The following is a 2961-nucleotide window of genomic DNA, read 5'->3' as shown; positions in this document are numbered from 1 at the left end:
CTACCACGTATGGCTGGGATGCGGCTCCCTATAATACAGGAAACAGCGCTACTGGTTGCTACAGTGGCGGCTTCTGGAATGGAACGTTAAAGCAGCGAAATGAAACAGGCGATAAGCGTCTCACCCTTCATTTTACAGTCAGCAATTATTCGGTAGCGTCCTCCTGTCCTTCTGCTACAGCCAATGGTTCCTGGGATAACCAGGTAAGGGGGAACGGATATATTAACTCCTTCTCTGCCGGATATGTACAGGTGCTGTATCCATTAGATAAAACCATCGTTGATGGACAGAGCGGCTATCTGGAAATCAATATGGAGTGTGCTGCTTCTGACCTGGATATCAGCAGCGTTACAGGGCTTACTCCTGAGTCAACAGAAAAAGGTCTGGACGTAATGGAAAGCTTCTTTGGGGAAGACTATAAGAACCATGCTGTCCATGAGATGACTTATCTGGATAATTACCTGAACCACAGCACAGGCTTATATATATACGGTGGGGATGGAAACGGAGACCATCTGTCGAAGAATAATTACTTCAGCAAGGAGACCGGCACGGATCTGATCAGCACCCAGGAAGGCACAGGCTCCACTCCGCTGGGAAGTCAGGTATACATTGATGCAGATGTGTCTTTTACAAGCAGGGAATATTATACAGATGATGAGAAGGATCCACATTACATACCGCCTGATAAGTTTGACCCACAGGTGGACAATCTGCTGGAATACAATTACCTTACCGGAGTGAATCTTCTCCAGAAGTTTGACTCGGATGCCTATACGCCTGTCTGTGGAGAAAAGATCATTGACAGACAGGTGAACCAGGGTACAGGAAACAATTGGACCTGGGTAGGGAAAAGTGCAGGGACCAACAGCACCAATGCTTTTCTGGCAGGTACTTCGGAGTCGGCAACCACCTGGTCATCCTCAGGAAACCTGAAAACAAAAAGCTTTAAGCTGACCATACTATACGGTGCGAAGCCGGACGGAACTAACTGGACGAAGACAGAAACAGCAGATGGCCTTACCGGTGGGGAAGCAGATATGGATGCCCACAAAGAAGAGGATCTGATCTACTTTACTTCCCTGGATGAATTAAAGGCATACTTTGCCACCAAAGGGAACCCGGACGGAAGATGTGTGGCACTTTTGTACGAGGTACGGGACTGCTGTATCCGTACAGGCAGAAGCCTGTATATCAGAAGCAGGATGCAGATGACAAAAGACTTTGCTAAGACAGGCGGCACCTACTGTACCACCAATGATGTAAGAGGATGGACCACATACCGTCCTACCTATAAGCGATACTACAATGATGGGAAGCGGGATGACATCCTGTTTTCCGCAACCTGGCGAAGCAGACAGTATGGCACGGCAGATGGTATCGTTGCCTACGGAAATGGAGACACAGGCGGTCCGCTTCCGGATGGGTATGTAAATAGCCTGACGGAAAGCCAGGACCTGGTAATGAAATATACCAAACAAAGATGCGACTTTTATTTTGATGGGTATAAGAAAACAGAATATCAAAATGGTGTTAAGAAAAACGGAACCCATATGATGGGATGGTTGGCAGGAAATTCACTGCTTCTATATACCCTGGTCAGTGGAATCGGCATTAAGAATACAGACCTGATCAAAGGCTCTAACCGGGAAAAGACCTATTATAATGTAACCAACGGTGAACGTACAGCAAACTTTATGATAATGCCAAGACTGCAGATCTCCAGTGCTACAAAGGATCATGAACTGGTAGCAAATGGAAGCCAGGCAACGGATGTGACCATTACCCTGACCATTCCCAAAGATCTTTACTACCATAAGGGCAGCCTGCAGTTTGACTACACGGCTCCCGGAAACCAGTGTAAATACAAAGCCGGTGATCTGGCATGGGATGTAAAGCAGACGGATAACCCAGATGGGACTACCACACTGACTATCTGTACAACTGTAAGTGATATCAACAAAGGACTTCCTTACATCCGGTATAACTGTACCATCGGAAAGAAGGGAGCCGCTGAGGATGAGGATGTAAAGAACAATCAACAGCTTACTACCAAGGTACAGATCCATACCACCTATGAAGAGATCCACCGTATTACCGGACAGGCCAATAGTGCAGAGCAGACCATCGTTGCAACAAGGACAAAAGATGATGTGATCTACAAGGAAACAGAACGGGATCTGATAGAGATCGGGGATGACCTGATCTATTACCTGAATTACAGCAATCATACAGACAACTCTGAGAAGATCCAGCTGTGTGATATCTTTCCAGCCAATGGAGACGGAAGAGACAGCAGCTTCCAAGGAGGCTACCGGGTAAAGGAGATTTATTTGGACTTTACCAGCGAAGAAGACAGGAATGCATTCCAAAGTGGCAGTGCAGGACAGCTGAAATACAGGAAAGGTGGGATCAGTGCAAAGGATCTTACCCAGGAGGAAAGGACTCTGATATTGAATACCATTGACAGTGGTAAATGGTTTGATCTGGCTTCTTCTTATGAACCATCTGAACACCTGGAAAATGGTGTGAAAATCTACAGACTGACCTGCAAAGCAGGTACAGACGGACAGTGGGCAAGTGGAGAAGAGCTGATCCATTATGCAGATGGTTCCGGCACAATTGATGCTATTTACGGATTTGTTCCTGCAGTAGGCGGAAAAGGCAATTTCCGGATGGGACTGATCCTTACCCCCTTTAAGAAGGACAATGCAACACTGCTGCAGAACAGAAATGTGACCCAGCAGGGCGGTAATGTATATAACAACAGTTTCTTCTACAGAAGCGGCGGTTCTAGCAGCCAGTCACTAACTGTTGTCAGTCCTCAGGTAGGGATCCGCACGGCAAAGCGTAAGATTGCAGGCCTTGTATGGCTGGATCAGGACCAGAACGGGAATTACCGCCCGGCCATCAATGGCTACAGTACCACAGACCGGCTGCTTTCCAAGGTGGATGTATATC

1 protein-coding gene is annotated in these 2961 nt (G+C 47.1%); it reads left to right on the top strand.

Annotation, left to right across the window (positions count from 1 at the left end; all coding sequences use genetic code 11):
* A partial coding sequence (locus G5B11_RS18350) for a hypothetical protein (protein ID WP_173729291.1) occupies positions 1–2961 on the top strand: 2961 nt, incomplete at both ends.

It is taken from the genome of Blautia glucerasea (genome assembly GCF_013304385.1).
Classification (GTDB): domain Bacteria; phylum Bacillota; class Clostridia; order Lachnospirales; family Lachnospiraceae; genus Blautia_A; species Blautia_A ammoniilytica.
Note: the sequence above shows the minus strand (reverse complement) of the source record. Positions and strands in the feature narration are given on the sequence as shown.